Source organism: Marinobacter sp., from assembly GCF_041984545.1.
GTDB lineage: Bacteria > Pseudomonadota > Gammaproteobacteria > Pseudomonadales > Oleiphilaceae > Marinobacter.
In genome coordinates, this window is the sequence record NZ_JBHIXV010000005.1 from 15,843 (window position 1) to 36,566 (window position 20,724).

Annotated in this window: 19 protein-coding genes; 6 read left to right on the forward strand and 13 right to left on the reverse strand. The window is 61.2% G+C overall.

Annotated features, from left to right (window positions below):
- Nucleotides 1–64: 64 nt before the first annotated feature.
- From prpC to ACFC20_RS03460, 8 genes are all read right to left on the reverse strand, one after another.
- Nucleotides 65–1,195 carry a 2-methylcitrate synthase gene (gene prpC / locus ACFC20_RS03425; RefSeq protein ID WP_375191774.1) on the reverse strand — a complete coding sequence of 377 codons (1,131 nt, stop codon included), beginning with the start codon at nt 1,193–1,195 and terminating at the stop codon, nt 65–67.
- Nucleotides 1,196–1,319: 124 nt separating this feature from the next.
- Nucleotides 1,320–2,207: a methylisocitrate lyase gene (gene prpB / locus ACFC20_RS03430; protein WP_375191775.1), complete on the reverse strand. Its 888-nt coding sequence runs from the start codon at nt 2,205–2,207 to the stop codon at nt 1,320–1,322.
- A gap of 18 nt (nt 2,208–2,225) precedes the next feature.
- Nucleotides 2,226–2,906, reverse strand: a complete 681-nt coding sequence (locus ACFC20_RS03435; RefSeq protein WP_091985734.1) for a GntR family transcriptional regulator — start codon at nt 2,904–2,906, stop codon at nt 2,226–2,228.
- A gap of 110 nt (nt 2,907–3,016) precedes the next feature.
- On the reverse strand, nt 3,017–4,612 hold the full coding sequence (locus ACFC20_RS03440) for a glucan biosynthesis protein (RefSeq protein ID WP_375191776.1): 1,596 nt from the start codon (nt 4,610–4,612) through the stop codon (nt 3,017–3,019).
- 32 nt (nt 4,613–4,644) lie between these two features.
- Nucleotides 4,645–6,786 (reverse strand): glucans biosynthesis glucosyltransferase MdoH, encoded by a 2,142-nt coding sequence (gene mdoH / locus ACFC20_RS03445; RefSeq protein WP_375191777.1) that lies wholly within the window; start codon nt 6,784–6,786, stop codon nt 4,645–4,647.
- A complete protein-coding gene (locus tag ACFC20_RS03450) occupies nt 6,779–7,063 on the reverse strand; it encodes a hypothetical protein (RefSeq protein ID WP_375191778.1) in 285 nt (94 codons plus the stop codon). Before ACFC20_RS03450 ends, mdoH begins: the two co-directional genes overlap by 8 nt.
- Nucleotides 7,064–7,082: 19 nt before the next feature.
- A complete protein-coding gene (locus tag ACFC20_RS03455) occupies nt 7,083–8,630 on the reverse strand; it encodes a glucan biosynthesis protein (protein WP_375191779.1) in 1,548 nt (515 codons plus the stop codon).
- Nucleotides 8,631–8,748: 118 nt separating this feature from the next.
- Nucleotides 8,749–9,882, reverse strand: coding sequence for a ShlB/FhaC/HecB family hemolysin secretion/activation protein (locus ACFC20_RS03460; RefSeq protein WP_375191780.1), 1,134 nt, complete (start codon nt 9,880–9,882; stop codon nt 8,749–8,751).
- A 348-nt stretch (nt 9,883–10,230) separates the two neighbouring features.
- Between ACFC20_RS03460 and galU the strand changes: the two genes are divergently transcribed.
- On the forward strand, nt 10,231–11,070 hold the full coding sequence (gene galU / locus ACFC20_RS03465) for a UTP--glucose-1-phosphate uridylyltransferase GalU (RefSeq protein WP_091985747.1): 840 nt from the start codon (nt 10,231–10,233) through the stop codon (nt 11,068–11,070).
- Nucleotides 11,071–11,084: 14 nt separating this feature from the next.
- Here galU and ACFC20_RS03470 read toward each other — a convergent pair whose 3' ends face one another.
- Nucleotides 11,085–11,321 carry a hypothetical protein gene (locus ACFC20_RS03470; protein WP_375191781.1) on the reverse strand — a complete coding sequence of 79 codons (237 nt, stop codon included), beginning with the start codon at nt 11,319–11,321 and terminating at the stop codon, nt 11,085–11,087.
- A gap of 152 nt (nt 11,322–11,473) precedes the next feature.
- On the opposite strand from ACFC20_RS03470, the gene ACFC20_RS03475 reads away from it, so the two are divergent.
- On the forward strand, nt 11,474–12,343 hold the full coding sequence (locus ACFC20_RS03475) for a RibD family protein (protein ID WP_375191782.1): 870 nt from the start codon (nt 11,474–11,476) through the stop codon (nt 12,341–12,343).
- Here ACFC20_RS03475 and ACFC20_RS03480 read toward each other — a convergent pair.
- From ACFC20_RS03480 to ACFC20_RS03495, 4 genes are read right to left on the reverse strand one after another with little or no spacing between them, the layout of a single operon-like run.
- A complete protein-coding gene (locus tag ACFC20_RS03480; protein WP_375191783.1) occupies nt 12,332–13,282 on the reverse strand; it encodes a lysylphosphatidylglycerol synthase transmembrane domain-containing protein in 951 nt (316 codons plus the stop codon). The genes ACFC20_RS03475 and ACFC20_RS03480 overlap by 12 nt on opposite strands.
- The gene (locus ACFC20_RS03485) at nt 13,279–15,243 is read right to left on the reverse strand and encodes a glycosyltransferase (RefSeq protein WP_375191784.1); all 1,965 of its coding nucleotides are present in this window, start codon (nt 15,241–15,243) and stop codon (nt 13,279–13,281) included. The genes ACFC20_RS03480 and ACFC20_RS03485 overlap by 4 nt, the downstream gene beginning before the upstream one ends.
- Entirely contained in the window at nt 15,230–15,628 is a 399-nt protein-coding gene (locus tag ACFC20_RS03490; protein ID WP_375191785.1) for a 6-pyruvoyl tetrahydropterin synthase family protein, read from the reverse strand. The genes ACFC20_RS03485 and ACFC20_RS03490 overlap by 14 nt, the downstream gene beginning before the upstream one ends.
- A 34-nt stretch (nt 15,629–15,662) precedes the next feature.
- Nucleotides 15,663–16,685, reverse strand: a complete 1,023-nt coding sequence (locus ACFC20_RS03495) for a zinc-binding alcohol dehydrogenase (protein WP_375191786.1) — start codon at nt 16,683–16,685, stop codon at nt 15,663–15,665.
- Nucleotides 16,686–16,871: 186 nt separating this feature from the next.
- Between ACFC20_RS03495 and ACFC20_RS03500 the strand changes: the two genes are divergently transcribed.
- The 4 genes from ACFC20_RS03500 (at nt 16,872) to ACFC20_RS03515 (ending at nt 20,648) form a co-directional block, all read left to right on the forward strand.
- Nucleotides 16,872–17,627, forward strand: a complete 756-nt coding sequence (locus ACFC20_RS03500) for a CDP-alcohol phosphatidyltransferase family protein (protein ID WP_375191787.1) — start codon at nt 16,872–16,874, stop codon at nt 17,625–17,627.
- Nucleotides 17,614–18,234, forward strand: a complete 621-nt coding sequence (locus tag ACFC20_RS03505) for a YceI family protein (RefSeq protein ID WP_375191788.1) — start codon at nt 17,614–17,616, stop codon at nt 18,232–18,234. The genes ACFC20_RS03500 and ACFC20_RS03505 overlap by 14 nt, the downstream gene beginning before the upstream one ends.
- 154 nt (nt 18,235–18,388) lie before the next feature.
- A complete protein-coding gene (locus ACFC20_RS03510; protein WP_375191789.1) occupies nt 18,389–19,459 on the forward strand; it encodes a hypothetical protein in 1,071 nt (356 codons plus the stop codon).
- Nucleotides 19,460–19,559: 100 nt separating this feature from the next.
- Nucleotides 19,560–20,648, forward strand: a complete 1,089-nt coding sequence (locus ACFC20_RS03515) for a hypothetical protein (RefSeq protein ID WP_375191790.1) — start codon at nt 19,560–19,562, stop codon at nt 20,646–20,648.
- Nucleotides 20,649–20,724: the final 76 nt, after the last annotated feature.

Genomic DNA, 20,724 nt, shown 5'->3' on the forward strand with positions numbered 1-20,724 from the left:
CATTTCGGAGTTTGCATCCCCTCTCCCCCAGCCCCTCTCCCGCCAGGGGAGAGGGGAGCTTTATTCACGGGCGCTCGTCGATCGGCACCCACTTCGAATCCGCCGGGCCGGTGTAATCGGCGCTCGGGCGGATGATGCGATTGTTGGCCCGCTGCTCTTTCACGTGGGCGGTCCAGCCGGATACGCGAGACATCACGAAGATGGGCGTAAACAGTTCAGTGGGGATGCCCATGAAATGATAGGCCGATGCGTGGAAGAAGTCGGCGTTGCAGAACAGCTTCTTCTCGCGCCACATCACTGCCTCGCAGCGCTCGGATACCGGGTACAGCACGGTGTCCCCTACTTCTTCCGCCAGCTTCTTCGACCACTGCTTGATGATGGCGTTGCGTGGGTCGGATTCCTTGTAGATCGCGTGGCCGAAGCCCATGATCTTTTCCTTGCGCTCCAGCATGCCCAGCAGGCCCTGCTCGGCCTCGTCCGGGGTCTTGAACTTCTGGATCAGGGCCATGGCCGCTTCGTTGGCACCACCATGCAGCGGGCCGCGCAGCGAGCCGATGGCGCCGGTCACGCAGCTGTGGATGTCAGACAGCGTCGATGCGCACACGCGAGCGGTAAAGGTGGAGGCGTTGAACTCGTGCTCCGCGTACAGGATCAGTGAGACGTTCATTACCCGCTCATGCAGCTCGCTGGGCTTCTTGCCGTGCAGCAGCTCCAGAAAATGGCCGCCGATGGAATCCACGTCGCTCTCGGTTTCAATGCGCACGCCCTCGTGCGCGAACCGGTACCAGTAGGTGATGATGGACGGGAACACCGCCAGCATGCGGTCGATCTTGTCGTCCTGCTCGCTGAAGTCTTCTTCGGTTTCCAGGTTGCCCAGCATGGAGCAGCCGGTGCGCATCACGTCCATGGGGTGGGCGTTCTTGGGAATCTGCTCCAGTACGGTTTTCAGGGCCGCGGGCAGGCCACGCAGGCTCTGAAGCTTTTTTTTGTAAGCATCCAGCTCCTGGCGGTTTGGCAGCTTGCCGCGCAGCAGGAGATAAGCGATTTCCTCGAATTGGGCTTTCTCCGCCAGGTCGGCGATGTCATAGCCGCGATAGGTCAGGCCTGCGCCGCTCTTGCCGACTGTACACAGGGCCGTTTCGCCGGCCACCTGGCCACGAAGGCCCGCGCCGCTCAGTTGTTTTGCTTCAGCCATGGTTGTTCCCCCATTTGTATCTTGTCTGGTGTGTCGGATTACGGCTTTGCCTAATCCGACCTACATCATTGATGCCGAATTTTTGTAGGTTGGATTAGCCAAGGGCGTAATCCAACAAACCTGATCAGCCTTTACTTTGCTTGAAAAGCTCGTCCAGCTTCTGCTCGAACTCGTGGTAGTTCAGAAAATCGTACAGCTCCATGCGGGTCTGCATCAGGTCTACCACGTCTTTCTGGTCGCCCTTTTCCAGGATGTTCTGGTAAACGGTCAGGGCCGCCTTGTTCATGGCACGGAAGGCGCTGAGCGGGTACAGGACCATGTCGGCGCCGGCTTCGGCCAGCTCCTTCCGGTTGTACAGCGGTGTGGCACCAAATTCGGTGATGTTGGCCAGGATGGGCACGTCCAGGGCTTCTGAAAACGCCTTGTAGTGCTCCAGTTCGGTGACCGCCTCGGCGAAGATGCCGTCGGCGCCGGCGTCGATGCAGGCCTTGGCGCGTTCGATGGCGGCTTCGAGGCCCTCCTTCTGGAACGCATCGGTACGGGCCATGATGAAGAAATCGTCGTCTTCACGGGCATCGACGGCGGCCTTGATGCGGTCGACCATTTCCTCCTGGGAGACAATTTCCTTGTTCGGACGGTGACCACAGCGCTTCTGGGCAACCTGATCCTCAATATGGACAGCGGCAGCGCCGGCACGTTCCATCTCGCGGATGGTGCGGGCGATGTTGAAAGCGCCACCCCATCCGGTGTCGATGTCTACCAGCAGCGGCACGTCGGTGGCTGCGGTAATCCGGCGAACGTCTTCCACCACGTCGTTCATGGTGGTCATGCCCAGGTCCGGCAGGCCGTAGGAGGCGTTGGCTACACCACCGCCGGAGAGGTAGATGGCCTGGTGGCCGACTTTCTCGGCCATCATCGCGGCGTAGGCATTGATGGTGCCGACAATCTGAAGGGGCTGATTCTCTTTCAGCGCCTTACGGAAACGGGCGCCCGGGCTGAGTTTGCTGGTCATGGTGTTGGCCTCTTTCATTTAAATGGAGATTTCGCCTTCCTGGATCTTTTTCTCGATATTCTGTCGAGCGGCGTTGATATGGCGTTTCATCAGAAATTCGGCGAGCTCACCGTCGCGCTGGGCGATGGCCTCGACGATACGGCGGTGTTCACCGAGCGCCCGCTGGGGGCGCCCGGTGGAGGTGCTTAGCCGGTAGCGGTACATGCGCACCATGTAATACAGGTCGCCCAGGAGCATCTGGGCCAGCTTGGCGTTGCGGCTGCCGGTGGCAATGCGATGGTGAAAGTCGTAGTCGCCCTCCGCCTGGTAGTAGGCTTGCCCCTGGGCTTCGTCAATCATTCGCTCGTGGCTGTCGAGGGTGGCCTGGAGATCGGCAATCTCCTGATCGGTCATGCGCTCGGCCGCCTGGCGCGCGGCAAGGCCCTCCATTACCTCCCGGATGCGGTACAGCTCCATCAACTCGGACGCACTGACGGAAACCACCTTTACACCCGCATGGGGTCGCCGCACCAGAAGGCCCCGGGATTCAAGGCGTCCCAGAGCTTCCCTCAGGGGGCCACGGGTAAGGTTGAAGCGGGAACACAGCTCCAGCTCACCGATTTTCTCACCGGGAGCCAGATCGCCCTTTACGATGGCCGTTTGCAGACAATCGAAGGCTTCGTCAGCACGCGTGTAGGTAGGAGACAGGATTTCAGGCATAGTTTGTCAACAAAACCCAGGTTATTTTGCGCAAATCTACGCCTGGATCCATGGATTGTCAACAATGCGAAGGAAGCGAACCCCGGAATTGTAAACATCCGGGGGTTCACTCAGTAGAGCCGGCGCTCCGAAGCCGGAGGCGGCGAATACTGGTAAAGCCAGGTTTCCGAAAGCGCCTCGTCGCCCAGACGCAGGTAAAGGCGGATATTAATGGGCTCCTGCGAGTCATCGGGCACCAGGTCGAACATGGCCCGGTAGCCATTGATTGCTGACAATGGCCGGGCCGAGGTGATTTCCACATCGCCACGGCTGACGCTAATCACGGGCTCTACCTCCGCCTCTTTGCTCAGCATCTCCAGCGCCCCGCCGGCAAAGTCCACGGCAAAACGCCAGGAAAAGTACTCGCGTTTCTGGCCGACAACCCCGCCCAGTCCGGTGCGCGTGGCCTGCACCGTTGCCAGCTCCCTCGGACGAACGGGGGGCTCGGCGCCCCAGTGGAGGCGATAGCTGTACCGATATTCCTGGCCTGGCTGCATAGGGTTCTGGGGATGCCAGAAGGCAACGATGTTGTCGAAGGTTTCATCCACCGTCGGAATCTCCACGAGATCCACACTGCCCTTGCCCCAGTCGCCTTTGGGCTGCACCCAGACACTCGGCCTGCGATCGTAGAATACGCCGTCGTCCTGGTAGTGGTCGAAGTTGCGATCACGCTGCAACAGGCCGAAGCCACCCGGATTGTTGTCCTGAAAGCTGTTGAAGCGCAGGCTGGCCGGATTCACCAGGGGCCGCCAGAGCCATTCCCCTGCGCCGGTGAGCATCGACAGGCCATCGGAATCGTGGATTTCTGGGCGCCAGTCGTAATCCATGCGCTGGCTGTTCTCGCCCACCTGATACATGCTGGTCAGCGGCGCAATGCCCGCACGGGTAATCTCCCGACGCGGGTAGAGTGCAGCATCCACGTCCATCACCATATTGCGCCCGGGGTCCAGCACAAAGGCATAGGCGCCGGTGACGCTCGGCGAGTCCAGCAGGGCCCATACCCGCATCACCTGGCTCCCCGGAGCCGGTTTTTCGAGCCAGAACTCCGAGAACCGGGGAAATTCCTCCTCCCGGTTCATGCCGGTATCAATGGCAAGCCCGCGGGCCGACATGCCGTACTGCATTTCAGAGCCCACCGCACGAAAGTAACTGGCGCCCAGGAACGCCGCCAGATCGAGCGAAAAGTTGTTGTGATAGTGGACGCGGAAGCCGGCATAGCCCAGATCTTCCGGGAGGTCGCCGAGCGGCTGCACGCCTTCGTAGTCGAAAAGGTCGGGTTGATAGGCCAACTGGCGGGCCTGCCCTTCCTCCACTTCATGGATTTTCACCGGTTCCTGAAAATAAAGCCCCAGATGGAAGAGCTGAACCTGAAAAGCGCTGTCACTGTCACGCCAGAGTGCCTGATCCTCGCGAAAGCGAATGGCCTGGTAATCGTCCCACGACAGTGTTTTCAGAGACGGTGGCAATTCACCCTTGTGAGAAACGTACTCCTTCCCGGCCAGTTCCCGGGCGCGGCCCTTCAGCCAGGCATAACTGAAAGGCTGGGCCTCGCCGCCGGCAACCGATTTGACCCTCGCCCCGAACACCGTTGGCGCCAGCGGCACCGCACTGCTGCCCACCAGCGCAGCCAGAACCTTCAACACACGTCGCCTTTCGATCTTGTCCATTCCGGCTCCTCCGTCTCTTCTGCTCAACAGATTCATGTCGCCCCACTTTCCGGTTGCGCCAATGTTCCAGCACTTCCCTGGAGTGATTTCCTTCGCAGACACTGCCCCCAGTAACTGTTGTCTGGCGCGCGCCAGGCGCCTTCGTGCAAGGCTGCGAGGGATTGCCTGTCGCGGGCAAGGTCGCTCCGTTCGCCGCGGTTGAGCGCATAGGGTCCGTCCACGAGACACCGGACAACTGCGGCTTCAAGATGCCTGCGCCTTGGCCCCCTGCGATGATCGCGCGCCAGCGCCTGATGCAGGCGATTCAACCGAGGATCCAGCACCGCCTGCTCAAACGGGCGCCAGACCTCACTGGGTGCTCTCGCCTGGCGGAACCTGCGCGCATCGGCGAGTATGGGCCTAAGAGGCTCTTTCTCTTCGGGCACTCGCAACAGATCGAGCCCCCGGAGTGCATCGCCAGGCCCCTTGCGGCTGATAAAAACCGCCGTGGGCGCGGCCAGAAGCAGCGGAATGGCCACCGGCAGGGACCACAGGAAGAACATGGTGTCGAGGCTCCAGGCAAACGCCGACCAGCAGCCGCCCACCAGCATTCCAGGGAACTGGGCCGCCAGCGCTTTGCGCCAGGTGGTTTCCTCGGTACGGTTCTGGCCGGCCCAGGACAGGGAAAGGCTGAACAGGGCCACCAGTACGTGCCGGCTGTGTGCCCACATTCTTACCGGCGCCAGCAGAATCGAGATCACAATTTCCAGCAATACGCTCCCGAACAACTTCAGGAACCCGCCGAAATCACGGGCGTAGCGGTGGCACAGGGCATCCAGCAGGGCCAGGAACTTTGGCAGGAACAGCAGCGCAAAGGTACTCAGGGCCAGGATCAGCGCCCAGCCTGGCCGCCACTCGGGCCAGAGTGGGAACGGCCCCTGATGGCCCTCGGGAAAATATTCAATCGGCGCCAGTGTCATGCGCGCAGCTTCGAGTGTGGTCAGCACCAGAAACCCAAGCCACAGCGGCGAAGCCAGGTATGCCATGGCGCCGTTGAGGAAGGCCATTCGATGGGCAAACCGCAGGCCCGGTTCCCGCAGCATCACCCAGAGGTGTTGAAGATTGCCCTTGGCCCAGCGGAAGTCGCGCGTCAGCTCGTCTTCCAGGGTGGGCGGCGACTCCTCAAAGCTGTTACCCAGCCCGGTTTCCAGCCACACCTCGTACCCGGCCCTTCCCATGAAGGCCGCTTCCACAAAGTCATGGCTCATGATCGGGCCGCCAAAGATTCCGGGCCCGCGAAGTTTGGGGAGGCCGCAATGTTTCATGAAGGGCTCGATTCTCAGGATGGCGTTATGGCCCCAGAAGGCCGCATCGCCCATCTGGATGGCCGCAAGCCCCGTGGCGAACAGGGTGGAATAGAACCGATTGGCAAACTGCTGGATACGCGCGAAAAAAGACTCGGCATTGATGATCGTGGGATTGGTCTGCAGAATGCCCACGCCCGGCTCCCGCTCCATCAGCCGCACCATGCGCACGATGGTGTCACCGGCAAGCAGGCTGTCGGCGTCCAGCACCACCATATACCGGCAGCGGCGCCCCCAGCGGCGCAGGAAATCCGCAACATTGCCACTCTTGTAGTTGAGATTTACTGATCGTCGCCGATAGAACAGGCGCCCTTCTGCCCCCAGTTCACTGACCATCTCCGCCCATACCCGCTGCTCCTCGAGCCAGACATCCGGATCGCGACTGTCGGAGAGAATATAGAACTCGAAGTGTTCGATCAGCCCGGTACGCTCAATGTCCCGGTACACGGCTCTGAGACCGCTCAGGGTCCACTGCACGGGCTCATGGTAGATCGGCAGGGCAATGGCAGTTTTCGCCAGCGGCGTGGCTGCCAGGGCGTCCTCCGAGTGGCGCCGTAACAGCGCGTGCCTGTCCCCACCAGTAAGACGCAGAAAAAACCCGAACACCGCTGTCCAGAAGCCAACGGCAATCCATGCGTAGAGAATGGCGAAAAGCGCGGTCATGCCAATCTCTACCCAGGTTCCGCCGTGATACGGCAGCACCCAGAGCAGGTAGTAGCTGGCCACCGCCGTTTGCCCAAGTACGAAGACAATCAGCAGGGCGCGGCGAAAAAAGGCGATATGGCGCCAGCGATGGACCCGCCCTGGCATCTCAACAGCAACGTCAGCCATGGGCAGCGTACCCGATGCTGCCGCGTGAAAGCGCAGGTGTCACTTCAGGCGACTGGTTTTCGGGGAAAGGAAACTCACACGGAAGACGATCCATGGCCATGCGGAGCAGTTGGTTCTCGAGCTCCTCTCCCGCAACACCGGCCGCCTCCAGTTCGGAGAGAAGGCGGTCAATCATGGCCAGCAAGGCTCGGCAATTGGCCGTGGTCATCGGAACCCCGGAGGCCACCAGGTAACCGGATGTCCGGATCAGGGTCAGATGCAGCACGTTAACGTTCATCGAGACTCCTTGTTACCGCTCAGTCTGGAATGCCGGATATTCCCGAAGACGGCCCCGGGGAATAGGTCCAGGTTTCGGTTAATGGCTTGCCCTCAAGACTGAGGAAGCCCCGTAACGACAACGCCTTGCCAGCGGGCGGGCGGACCAACACCGACAACCTCCAGACATCACTGGCGGGCACGTACTCCACAAAGTGCTCAACCACCTCTGCGCCCTCGTTGGCGCTCACCTCACTGACTACGGGCGCCCCCGCTTTCAGGGCACTGAGCTCCCGGCCCCGGAAATCAACGATAAACCGGTAGGCGCCCAGATCTTCCGGTCCACTTCCGGGTGACTCCCGGCCCAGAAATGTATGAACGGCGCGGCCGGAGGGATGGCCCGCAATATCCGGGGCACCAAACTTCAGTTCGTACTCGAAGCGTTTGCTACCGTCGGCCTTTATTTGTTCGTCGGGTCGCCAGAAGGCAACGATGTTGTCGTTGGTTTCCGCGCCTGAAGGGATCTCCACCAGGACCACCGACCCGGCTCCCCAGGATTCGCTGGGCCGGACCCAGGCGCTGGGACGCAGATCGTAGCGGGCTTCGCTATCCTGAAACTGATGAAAGGCGCGATCCCGTTGCATCAGCCCGAACCCTGCCAGCTCCTCAACCTGATGAAAGCTCAGATGCAACTGAGCAGGATTAACCAGCGGCCGCCAGAGCCACTCACCGGACTTGCCGTCATGAATCAGCAGGCCGTCTGAATCGTGCGCCTGGGGACGCCATTCTCCCCGTGGCGGCACGGAGTTTTCGCCGAAATAGAACATGGATGTCAGCGGTGCAAGGCCCAGCTGTTCAATGTTTTCCCGGAAGAAAAGCTCGGCCGTCACATCCACCCGCGTGCTCTCACCTGGCCGGATCACAAATCGGTAGGCACCAGTAAGGCTGGGGCCATCAAGCAGTCCGTACACCACCAGCGTTTCGCTTCCGGCAGCCGGACGTTCAATCCAGAACTCCTTGAACGACGGAAACTCCTCGCCCGATGGCAGACCGGTATCCACCGAGATACCCCGAGCGGACAGGCCAAACCGCTGGTCCTTGCCGACGGCGCGAAAGTAACTGTTGCCGGCAAACACCATGAACGGCTCGCCGGCGGATGCCTTCTCGGGCGTAAAAAACAGCCGGAACCCGGCGTAACCAAGGTCTGCGGGAATGCGCTTGGCGAGCTCGGGGTTGGGGTAGGTAAAATCTGTGCGATCAAAATTGACCGGCCTCACGCCCTCGCTGTCAATCTGGTTGATGGTCACCGGGTGCCGGTAATGAGCACCCTGGGCGACCATCGCCACCTGAAACCGGGAGCGCCCGCCCTGCCAGAGGCGAGCTTCCGGTTTGAAGCCAATGGCCTGGTAAGTGGCAAAGTCGATTGTCCGGAGAAACTCCGGTGCCCGCGAGGGTGCCTGGTAGTCACTGCCCGCCAGCTTCTCCGCCTTGCTGAGCACATCGTCATAGCTGAATGCGCTCACCATCGAAGGCAGCGCCAAAAGCAAAAGCACCACCAGGTGGGGTTTCGGTAATCCTGAACCTTTCATGCAGAAAATCCCTTCCGTGCCATGAGAAGAATGTAGCACCTGGTGTTGGCATCGCCTCAAGTGACATCTTCGTAACGCCTTGAAAGGATTGTTCTGTGGTGGGTAGCTGCGGGTAGGCTTACATGACCATGGACAGGGACAGGGAGACGTCGGGAGTGTCCGGGCGCTCCATCGCTTCACCGGAGAGGTCGAGAATCTGGCCAACACTCATGCTGGCGTTAAAGCCCCGGCCCTCGAGCTGCAGGGCGATTTCTCCGGAGCTGGCCTCGAACCTTCTCAGGTCTGTCGTCCGGGCCGGCGCCCACCCTCTCAGCACAGAAAACGTGACACGGGAATAGAGCGCCGATGTGAAGGGGATGGAATAACCCGGGCTCCGGGCATTCATGCGCAGCCACCCGCCCTCGGCCACGTGCATCGACTGGCCGTTGAACCCGTGCATCATGGCGGGCCCTGCAATCTGGAGGTACTGTGACGAAGCCAGTTGCGGCGGCGCTATCTGGTAACGGCCCTGAACGCCCAGATCCCAGGCACGCCACGAGCGATTGAGCGATGCCCCGAGTGTTACCCGGTAGAACCCGGCGGACTGTTCGCTGAGGTCGGTCGACGTTGTGGTTTCGAGCCTCTCGAATCCCGCCAGTGCGAACGCCATGGAGCCCGCCCGGAAGCCGCCCGCCAGTTCCCGCTGCCCTGAACACTTCAGCGCAAGGCTGGAAAGCTGGTGTTCTGTTTCCGATGTCCAGGAAGACTCCTCAAACCAGTCACTGGTGCCGGTGGCATGGCTGAACACGCCGTCCACTTCAAAACCCTCCCAGGACCACAGCGCCCGACTGCCGGAAAGATCAAGGCCCCGGTAATCAACCCGGGTATCCAGCTGCTGGCCCGAACGGGTAGTCACGAGGTGCTGGTCGGTTTCTTTCACAGTCAGATCAAAATCGACGCCGCCCACCGGAAATCCGTAGCGTAACGCCAGCGACTGCCATTCGCCGCCTTCGGTCCGGGACACCGAATCCTCGAAGTCCAGGGCAATATCGTGGCGGGAGAGGATCATGTCATTGCCGGCCATGCGCAGCCTTCCGTTGGCCGACTCATCGGTGTGAACGGAATCGCCCGAGAACTGTAGTGTGGAGGCGAGATAGTGGGTAACGGATCGAAGCAGGCTTTCCGGATACTGTGTCCAGACTGCCAGATTCTCGGGTACCGCGTCCGCCAGTGAGACCGCACTGGCGGGAGCGCACCAAATTAGTGCAAACAAACCGTACTTACGCAACGCAAATGTCTCGGGGCCGGAAGAAAGATTACCGACACTTTAAAAGACGGACAGGCCTCAGACCATCCCATATTTCCAAAACTTACAATTTTAATGTTTTTGAAAACCAGTTACTTACAATCGAATATGAAAGTTGTATCTGAATGTATACCGGCGTTGCCCAGGAACACCCGATGATACGCCCGGTTACAAAACCAGCCTCCCCCCTGCATTTGTGGCAACAACTTGGGTAAACTCGGCACACTTTGTGATTTAACAGCTGAAAAGGCCCCACTACAGCGTCGTCACTGCGAAGCCACAGGCCGTGAAACCGAACATCAAAGGACGAAACCCATGATCAAGAAATGCCTGTTCCCCGTTGCCGGCTACGGCACCCGATTCCTGCCCGCAACCAAGGCCATGCCCAAGGAAATCCTGCCAGTGGTGAACAAACCCCTGGTCCAGTACGGGGTTGAGGAAGCGGCAGAAGCCGGCATTCATGAATTCGGCTTTGTGACCGGTCGCGGCAAGCGCGCCATTGAGGACCATTTCGACATCAGCTACGAACTGGAGCACCAGATTGCCGGTTCCGGGAAAGAGGATCTGCTGACCTCCATCCGCGAGCTGATCGACAACAACAGCTTCGCGTTCACCCGCCAGAACGAGATGAAAGGCCTCGGCCATGCCATCCTCACTGGTCGCAACCTGGTGGGTGACAGCCCCTTCGCCGTGGTTCTTGCAGACGACTTCTGCATTGGCCCAGAGGGTGAAGACGGCGTGCTGGCTCAGATGGTCAAGCTCTACAACCAGTTCCGCTGCTCGATTGTCGCCATTGAGGAAGTACCGGCCGACGAGACCCACAAGTACGGTGTGATTGCCGGTGAATCCATGAAAGATGGCCTGTACCGCATTACCGACATGGTGGAGAAGCCGGCGCCCGAGGATGCACCCAGCAACCTGGCGATTATTGGCCGGTACATCCTCACGCCGGATATCTTTGAGATCATCGAGCGCACGCCCGCCGGGAAGAACGGCGAGGTTCAGATTACCGATGCCCTGCTTGAGCAGGCACGCAACGGCTGCGTACTGGCCTATCAGTTCAAGGGTCGGCGGTTTGATTGCGGCAGCATCGATGGCTTTGTGGAAGCCACCAATTACGTGTACGAGAATATCTACAAGAAGGGCAAGAAGTAAGGTCCGGGCCCGCCTCAGCGGGCCAGTAACTGCAGGATCATGCGCCGGTTCTCCGCCGTTGTTCGGCGAAACCGGCGTAGCAATTCCACTTCCTCCGCTGTCAGCTGGACCTTGTCCAGCACATCTTCCAGTTCCTCCAGAGATTCCAGAAGCTCGTCACTGCGGTCCAGGGCAATGCCCGGGAGTTCCAGTTGCCCATCGTCTCCGGGCGCTTCCGGATCCCAGTGCTGAATGGGGTGCATGTCCTGCATGGCCCTGACCTCGTCATTGAATCCGGCGCACACTGGCCGGAAAATGCCCTGAGAAGTGAAACAAACCGAAAATGTAACGTACATATAGCCAGAAACACAATCGACCGTTACCTCGGGTGCATAAAGGGCGAATGAAACCTGACGGAAGGACTATGGCAGCGAGACCTCTGGATATCGATACGGCTTGGGAACTGGTCCTCAGTGCAGTAGACCGCAACAATGTGACACTGCCGTTTCCGGGCACCGAGACGCCCGCTGTCAGGATCAATGGTCAGGGCAGCTGGAAACTCGTGCAACCCGCCACCCGTGAGGCCCAAAGCCTGCTATCGGTATTCCTGCCCTTGTGCCGGCCCTTGCCAGACAACGCTCAATTGAACGTGATCGGCCAGCTTGGCCAGAGCCTGGATGGCCGGATAGCCACGGTAACCGGCCGGTCACGATTCATAAATGGCGACGACGGCATAACCCATCTGCACCGGATACGGGCGGTGTCCGACGCGGTGATCGTGGGCGCGGGCACCGCCTTGACCGACAACCCGAGACTCACGGTGCGACGCACCCATGGCCGGAACCCGGTACGGGTGGTGATCGACCGGCATCGCCGGGTTCCCGACAGCCACCACCTGTTTACCGATGGCGAGGCACCAACCCTGCGCCTGATCAGTGGCACCTACAGCAAGCCGGCCCATGCGGAAGTACCGCCGGGCGTGACCGAAGTGCCCTGCCTCGGGCGGCCCGGAGATGACGCACCGGCAGATCCCGCGCACATCCTGGAAGTTCTGGCGGACTACGGGCTGAGAAAGATTTTCGTGGAAGGCGGTGGCGTTACCGTTTCCGCTTTCCTGAACGCCGGCCTTCTGAACCGCCTGCACGTGATGGTGGCGCCCATGATCATTGGCAGCGGTCGCCCGGCCTTTTCACTGCCAGAGATTGATCTGCTGGACGACGCGCTGCGCCCACGGGCCCAACTGGTCAATCTCGGTAGTGACATGCTGTTCGACCTGGATTTCTCAGGCACCTGATCGGCGGACGTTCCTGGCCGTGCCCCGCCCCATGAAGATCATCGCTGCGCCTGGCAAACTCGAGATGAGAACCAGGGCCCCGTACCCGACACTCAGGGCCACGCCCTGCTCTGCTGGCAAACCCGCCAGAGGCCACAGCACGGCGGCCGTGCCTTCCCGAACACCCCAACCTGCAACTGTCAGCGGAATCACCATGCTCAGCAGCAGAACACTGCACAGGCCGACCAACACCAGCGATGGTGCCAGCCCGGCGAGATAGCCGGCGCCAGCGGCCAGCAGCAGGAAGACACCGAGATAACTGGCCAGGACCAGCAGGGAGGAGGCCATCTGCACGGGCAACGCAGCCCCGCTCAGAAGCGCACGGTGAAGGTCGCGCCTGAGGCGCACAAGATAGTCGCCAGCACCCAATCGGGCCGCCAGCCAGACGGCGAGCCCGGGAATGGCAATCGCCACCACCGGCCACCAGCCTCCACCGGGCGCCCCGACATGGAGATGGCCGGCCTGAACAAGCCCGATGACCGAAGCCAGCACAACCAGAAGCAACGCCACCTGCCCCGACAACCTCTCAATGGCAACCGCATGGGCCGCCGCCAGCCGTTCACCGGCGCTGGTGCCATGACGCCAGGCGCGGTGGACATCACCCAGCACCCCGCCGGGCAACACCTGGTTAAGGAAGGTCGCCAGATAATATTCCTGTACGGCGAGGCCGAGTCTCAGGGGGACGCCCAACCTCTGTGCCGTATACCGCCATCGCCACGCGGAGATCACTACCTGCAAGACAGACAACAGCAAGGCCGGCACCAGCACCCACAGGGCAATGCCGGAGAGTTCCCGCCACAGTGCCGGCCCGTCTACGGCCTGGACGACCAGACCAATCACCAGGCCGGTAACCAGCCAGCGACCGGCCAGACCAACTCGCCGGCGTTGCAGCCCGGTCAAACGGCCGGCTCCGGTGGCACAGCCAGCAAGTCGGTGTGGTGCACCACGATCTGAAGCGCTCCCCCGGCTAACAGAGCTTCCCGGGCGGACAGCCAGCGTTCCAGTTGCGGACGGCTTTCCGGCGACTGTTCTGTCGCAGCCTCCACCCAGCCCTGCATCAGCATTCGTATGAGGGCGGTGTCAGAGCTCTCGCCAGGACGGGCCGGGCCACCGAGGACCCAGGAGGACTCGGCGGTTTGAACCGTATAGCCCGCCTCGGCCATCAAGGTTGCCAGAACGTCCGATGCGTCTGGCCCCAGGGCGGCACCGGTGCCCTTGTCACCGTGTTGATGCCGATTAACCAGATCCCGGAGCAGCGCATCGTCAGGATGCTCCGGGCTGAGCTCGAACCGGCCGGCGTAACTCAGCACAATCAGAACCGCGGCGTTTCTGTTCGCCACCGCCCGGCCCAGTGCCGCCAGCCAGGGGCGGGACACCAGGTCAATGAGGGCCGATGCCGTTACCAGCGCCGTTTCCCGGGGCAACATCTGCTCGATGTTTTCCGGTGTCAGCTGCACCGGTGCCGTTTCAAAGGGCACGTCCAGACCACGGGCGCGCTCCCGGGCCTCGCGCAGCAGTGCCAGGTCCTGATCGACTGCCAGCCAGGCCTGGGGTACCTGCAGGGCCGGCGCCAGGTACACAACGTTGGAGCCTCGGCCGGTACCAATGTCGACAATCCGGCAGGGCCGCGCCTGAGCTCCGGTTTGGCGCTCGTAACGATCGGCTAGCCACTGATTGAGAGCCGCCGTCAGTTCCCTGGAGCGAGCCCTGTGATCGGCTGGCTCACGGGCAGAGAGCCATTGGCTGTCAAAGGCAGAGTGCTGATGCCATCCGGACTCTCCGTACCGGAATTGCTCAACTGCGCTAAGGAAATCATCTGCCGCAGCCTGCCAGGACCGCACCTGCCGCGATTCCCGAACCGCCAGTTTACGGGCGTGAGCAAGCTCTTCCGGATGGGTCAGCCATTGTTCGATTCGTGCCGTCAGGGCCTGAACATCACCGGCACTGTATTGCACTACGCCGGGTCTTTCCGCGGTGTTTGCCAACGCGCCGCCGTCGGAAGATATGATCGGCAGACCGGCAGCCAGCGCCTCGTCGATCACCATGCCGTAGCCTTCGTAGAGCGAGGGAAACACAAACAGGTCGGCCCGACGGTACACGTCTCTCAAACCGTCTTCGTCCAGCTCTCCGGTCAGGACAACACGGTCCGACAGGCCAGCCTCGGCAATCTGTTTGCGCAACTGGCAAGCGTACCCTGGATTCCGTGTGTCTGAACCCGCCAGCGTGCAGTGCCAGGGTAAGGACTTGAGAGCTGCCAGCGCCGCCACCAGCTGGTGCTGGGCCTTGCGAGGGGACAGATGCGCGACACAGAGCAAGTGCGGAGCATCCAAAGGATCTTCTGCAAGTGTAGGCTTGATTTTGCCGGCCAACACGCTGAGTCCGGGTTCCGCGACCCGGACCAATGCCTCCGGAACGTTGTAGTCCGCCAGCCGTGCTGCCGTGTATCGGCTGGTGGTGACAACGCCCGACACAAACGCCAGGGCCCGCCGTTCCGAATCGAGAAACCATTGCCGGTCGGGTTCGCTCAGCCCGGTCTCATCCGCCAGGGGGTGGTGCACCAGCGCCAGTAACAGAAGCCGCCCGTGGTGTTTTGCCACAACGTCTGGCAACCCACCCATGGCCAAACCGTCCAGAATCACGCAGGTGCCTTCCGGCAGGGCCGCCAGGCGCTGGTCGAGTTCTTCGAACGCCTTTTTGTCCGGCCGAGGAAACTGCCCGTCCAGCCCGGTTACCCGGGCCAGCTGGCCCTGTTCATTCAGGGCCTGCACCAGTTTTCGGACGTAGCGATACCCGCCGGTGTTCTGGTCCGGATCGCCCGGCACCAGAAATTCGATGACGCGCGGCGCCTCAGATTCCGGCATGGTAGCTTGCCCAGGCAATATGCGACTCCGAAAGGGTTACCTTGAGACTCGCGATGCCGCGGCCGGTTTCGCCAAGACGACCCTCGTGAATGGCCCGGGCCACGCGATCGAACACCATCCTGGCCATGAATTCCGTGGTGGTATTGCGCCCCGCCAGCTCCGGAATCTCATCGAGATTCTTCATATTGAATTCCGAGAGAATGTCTTTAAGCACTTCCGATGCCAGCCCGATATCCACGATCAGGTCGTCCTCGTCCAGTTGATGCCGCTCAAAGGTTACGTCGACTACGTAGGTTGCCCCATGAAGTTTCTGCGCGGGCCCGAAGACCTCGCCGTTGAAGCTGTGAGCAATCATCATGTGGTCACGGACGGTCAGGCCGAACATGGTCTCTCCTTAGCAGTGAGCAGTGGTTGGTTGTCTAGGCGTAGACAATGCGATGGCAGAGCGTATCCCTGCCATCAATCAGAATGCGGTTCATGGCCTGGGGCAAATCTTCAAACGGGGTTTCACCGGTGATCAGGCAATCCAGGGATTCGTCACGCAGCAGGCTCAAGGCCAGGGCCAGCCGTTTGCCATGATCCCAGCGGGGCCGTCGGGCCGCTGCCAACTGCCCCACCTGGCTGGATTTGAGTGTCAGGCGCCGGGGATGAAAGGCCGCGCCCAGGGGCGCCGGGACCGGCTGATCGCCGTACCAGCTCATCTCCACGATGGTTGCCTCCGCGCCGGCAAGCGCCAGAGAAGTCTCCAGGCCGGAGGGATGGCCGCTGGCGTGGATGACCAGATCGTGATCGTCCGGCAGTGGTTCTGTGCCGTCGCTGAAGTCGAGGCCGAGTTGCTCCGCCACCCACGCCCGGGAGGGGTTGGTGTCGATAGCGATTACCCGGGTGCCGGGAATCCGGCTGGCCAGCCAGGCCACCAGGAGCCCGACAACGCCCAGGCCAACGACGGCAACCCTGTCCCCCACTCCTGGCAGACCGTCCCAGAGACCATTCACGGCAGTCTCCATGTTGGCCGCGAGCACCGCCCGCCCCGGCGGCAGATCCTCGGGCAGAGGCGTCACCGCTGACTCTGGAACCTGGTAACGGTCCTGGTGGGGGTGCAGGCAGAAAACCGTCTTCCCCACCAGTTCTGCCGGTCCTTCAATCACATTTCCAACGCTTGCATAGCCGTATTTGACGGGTCCCGGGAACTCACCTTCCTGAAAAGGCGCCCGCATACGCTCATGCTCGGTTTTCGGCACGCGCCCATGGAATACCAGCGATTCAGTGCCCCGACTGATCCCGGAATACAGTGCCTGGACCGTTACCCAGTCGCCGCGGCTCTCACGACTGCCTCCGGCCAATGACGTTTCCAGAATTTCGCCCTTTCCGGGACTGGTCACCCACCAGGCCCTGGCCTCACATGGCGAACTCGTTGCTCCGGCTTCCTTTGGCACTGCCATCTCCTTGTTTGCTACCCGCTCCCTGTTCGCTCCGCGGCGCCTGGGAAAGGGCGTCGAAGCCGACGGTCTGAACGCGGTCTTTTCTCGTAAATGTTCACACCCTCCCGACTACTATAGTCTTTGTATTCGGGGCGTGGCAGCGCGGCTCAAGGCCGCGCTGGCTGCCAATGTATACGCTGGAGCCTGATGATGGATTCTAATGGGCACACCTCCCCAGGCCGCCTTTCGCTGGGGTTCGATCTTGCCTGGGCAGGCGGATTGCTGGCGTTGCTATGCCTTCTGACTGGCTGGCTGGCCCAGCCGCCGCTGACGTTTATCGCCCTGGCCGCCATTCTGTATCTGCTCGTTTGCGCCTGCGCCGGCTTCGCGTGGCCCCGGGGCCGGGATTTCGGTTGGGCCAATCGCGCAACCCTTCTGCGGAGCACACTGGTAATAACGCTGGTTGCGCTGGCTCCCTACGCAGGAAACCTGAACGGCGAAAACGGGAGTACAGGCGGGCTCTGGCTGTACTCCGTGGTGGCATTGCTGGCTTTGCTGCTGGACGGCGTGGACGGCAAGGTGGCCAGAGCTACCGGTTCGCAAAGCGAGTTCGGCGCCCGTTTTGACATGGAGCTGGATGCGCTGTTCATTCTCGGGCTATGCGTTGCGGTTCTGGCGCTCGGAAAAGCCGGCGTCTGGGTCCTGGCTCTCGGCCTGATGCGCTATGGTTTCGTCGCCGCCAGCCTGGTACTGCCCTGGATGAACCAGCCCCTGCCCGAGAGTTTCCGACGCAAAACGATCTGCGTTTGGCAGATCGTCACCCTGCTTGTGGCGATCCTGCCACCGGCCACACCCCTGTTTGCCAGCACCACACTGGCCACTGCCCTGGCACTGCTGGCGTGGTCCTTTTCCCTGGACATTCGCTGGCTCTACCAAAGGAGACATTGCCATGACAGCTGTTAACACCGGAACGCTGACCAGAACCCTCGTTGCCCTGCCCGCCGCGCTGGCGATCAGCACCGGGGCGATGGCCGAACCCCGAAAATTTATCGTGGACGACGAACACTTCTCCATTGTGTTCGAAATCATGCACATCGGTTACGCGCCGGTGATGGGCATGTTTCGTGAGGTTGAAGGCCAGTTCGTTTACGACGAGGAAGCCCGGGAGCTGAAGTCTGGTCAACTGGTGTTCCAGAGCGACAGCGTGTTCACCAATCACAAGAAGCGGGACGAACACGTGCGCAATGAAGACTTCCTCAACAGTGAGGAGTACCCGGAAATCACTTACACGGTGACCGGGTTTGAAACTACCGGAGAAAATACCGGCAAGGTGACCGGCGACCTCGAAATGCTCGGCCAGACCCGACCCGTGGTGCTGGACGTGACCCTCAACAAGAGCGCTGTCTATCCCTTCGGGCATGAGGAGTACACCCTGGGCATCAGCGCCTCCACGACACTCAAGCGCAGCGAATGGGGTATGACCTACGGGATTGACCAGGCCATGGTGGGCGATGAGGTGACGCTGAGATTCGGGTTCGAGGCCATTCGCGAATCCGGCGGTCTTTTCTGAACAGGCGTTCAGATCAACAGAGTCTCTTGATGTCTGCGATGTGACCCAGCGCACACCCTGGAAACATTTTGTTACAAAAGCGGCCCGGATTTTTGGGGTGCGGCAGTATTCCCGTTATGGTTAAGGAAACAAGAACAAGACAGGGACCTGCCGCATGCCCGGTAAGGCACTACTGATTCCAGTCCTCATACTGACGACGGTTATTGGCACCGGTTATTTTCTGTCTGCCGAGAACCGCTCTGAATTCCAATGGCTGCGCAGCCTGGCTGGCAGCTCACCGGCGCCCACGCCTGATTCCACCACGACGGCAGAAAGCCGGAAGTCGCCCGAAGCGACCTCACCCAAGCCGCCCTCCGACAATGCCCTGGTCTTCATGCTCGCGAGCGTCGCCGATCAGTACGAACAGGCCAGCCGTTATCCGGACTGGTCGATCCCCCTCAGCCCGGCCCAGGCCCGTGGCTACCGGGCTAACCACTATGAACCCATAACCCTGCCACTGCCGGGTGATGGACGATTCACGGTCACCCTTGAAAAGTTTCGCTACACCCGTGGAGACACCATCCTGGTGGCCGCCGCCATTGAGGGCTCCCAGGTGGTCGGAAATACCATGGAAGCAACCCTGGAAACACCACAAAGCCGGGATGCGGTTGTCAGTACGCGCCTGGAGGAAGCCGGCTCCCCCGGCTATTACGAGGGGATCCTGACCGCCAATGCCGAGCCCGGCGAATACCGTCTTATTGTGGAGGCCAGCGTGGACGGCCGGCCGGTGCGCCACGCCTCTGCACTTACCATTGAGCCTGACCTGGGTGATTTCGAGGGTCTGGGCGATTCTTACCTGAGCAATAACAACCTGGTGATACCGGTCAATTTCGCACCAGAGGAACCCGGCTATTACGCTCTTTCTGCCCAGCTCTGGGCGGGACAACAACCGGTTGCGCAACTCCAGGCCGAGAAACGCCTGGACAGCACCAGCGATGTTATCGAGCTCCGGGCCCACGGCACGGTGCTGGCCAACCGTAATTTCAATGGACAGCTCCAGCTCAGGCACCTTCAGATTCGCCAGTTACCGGCAAAACCCGGCGACCGCACCCATTACGCTTACGGGCCCGACGAGGGCTACACCTTCACGCCGCCGGATCTGGACCGGCTTACCGATACGCCGGCGGCGAATCCCGAATCGGAACAACGGGCAGCGCTGCTCAGGCAGCTGGCCGACAAGTTCTGATAACAGGGCTCCGGCCCTGAGCCGGCTGACGCCGGGAAGTACCGCCATGAAGGCGGTGAAACGTCTTGAAACAACAATAATCAGCGAAGACGGAGCAAGCATGAAATCAACAACAATCGGAAGTGCCTGTAAGACCGCCCTGGCGGTCGCCATCACCGGCAGCCTGTTTGCCGGTACCGCCCAGGCCCAGCTGGCCGGGCATAATGTCATCCTGGTACACGGCTTCCAGCAGGAAGACCTGGCCAATCCACCCGCCAACCTGCAGGAAGTAAAGAGTGCCGGTGAAGACTATTGGCGAACCTTCTGGCTATCGCGCTCCGAAGCGCGTATCGACTGGGGCAGTAACGGTCGGGTCGAGGGCGGTATCGCCCAGCAGGCCTACCAGCAGTTGCGCCAGATCAGCCAGCAGGGCCTGTGCAATAACTGGTGCCTGGTGGTGTCCCACTCCACGGGCGACCTGGTAACGCGCTACCTGCTGGAAAACCAGGCGCGCTGGCTTCAGGCCGAAGGCCTGCCGCCGCTGAAGATCCTGGCGGCCCTGGACTACTCCGGCGCCGGTGGCGGAACCGAGCTCGCCAACCTCGCCATGAGCCTGGCCTACAACGACAGCTGGTACAACTGGCCCTTGCGCGCCGCGGTGGAGGCGTTTACCGGCATTGAGCCGGAACCGGGCAAACTCGGCGTGGTGAACGACCTGCAAACCAACGCCGCCCGCAACCTTGCCGTCAGCCCCAACAACATCCCCAGACTACGGTTCGTGGCCGGCGGTTCCTCTTACGGCGGCATCACCAAGCCATTCATCGAAGGCACCGATGACGGCGTGGTGCCCACCCACTCGGCCTGCGGCGCCACATCGGCTGCGGGCATCGATTCGTGCTCCAACAGCATCAGCCTTGCGGGTAAGGTCACCAGCCAGAACGGCCCGGATGCCCTTTACTACAACCACTACCCGATCCTGATGAACGAGGGCGCAAGCCACAGCGGGGTGCTTGGCTCGGAAACCGGCAATATTTCGGTGCCCGTGGTCAACAACACCACCCTGGGCGGTTTGCGGGTCGACTTCGCCAGCCGCACCTACAACCAGCGGGCCTGGTGGCAGTGGTGGGGTTCCGGTGATCAGTACATTGAAGTACCGGGCTCCGACCAGACCGACATGTCCAGCCTGGTTTACACCACCCTCAACAACTGAAGCTCTGCGCAAGTGCGGCTCAGGGACGAGCCCACCCACTCCTCGGTAGTTCTACCCATCTTTTCTTTTTAGTTCG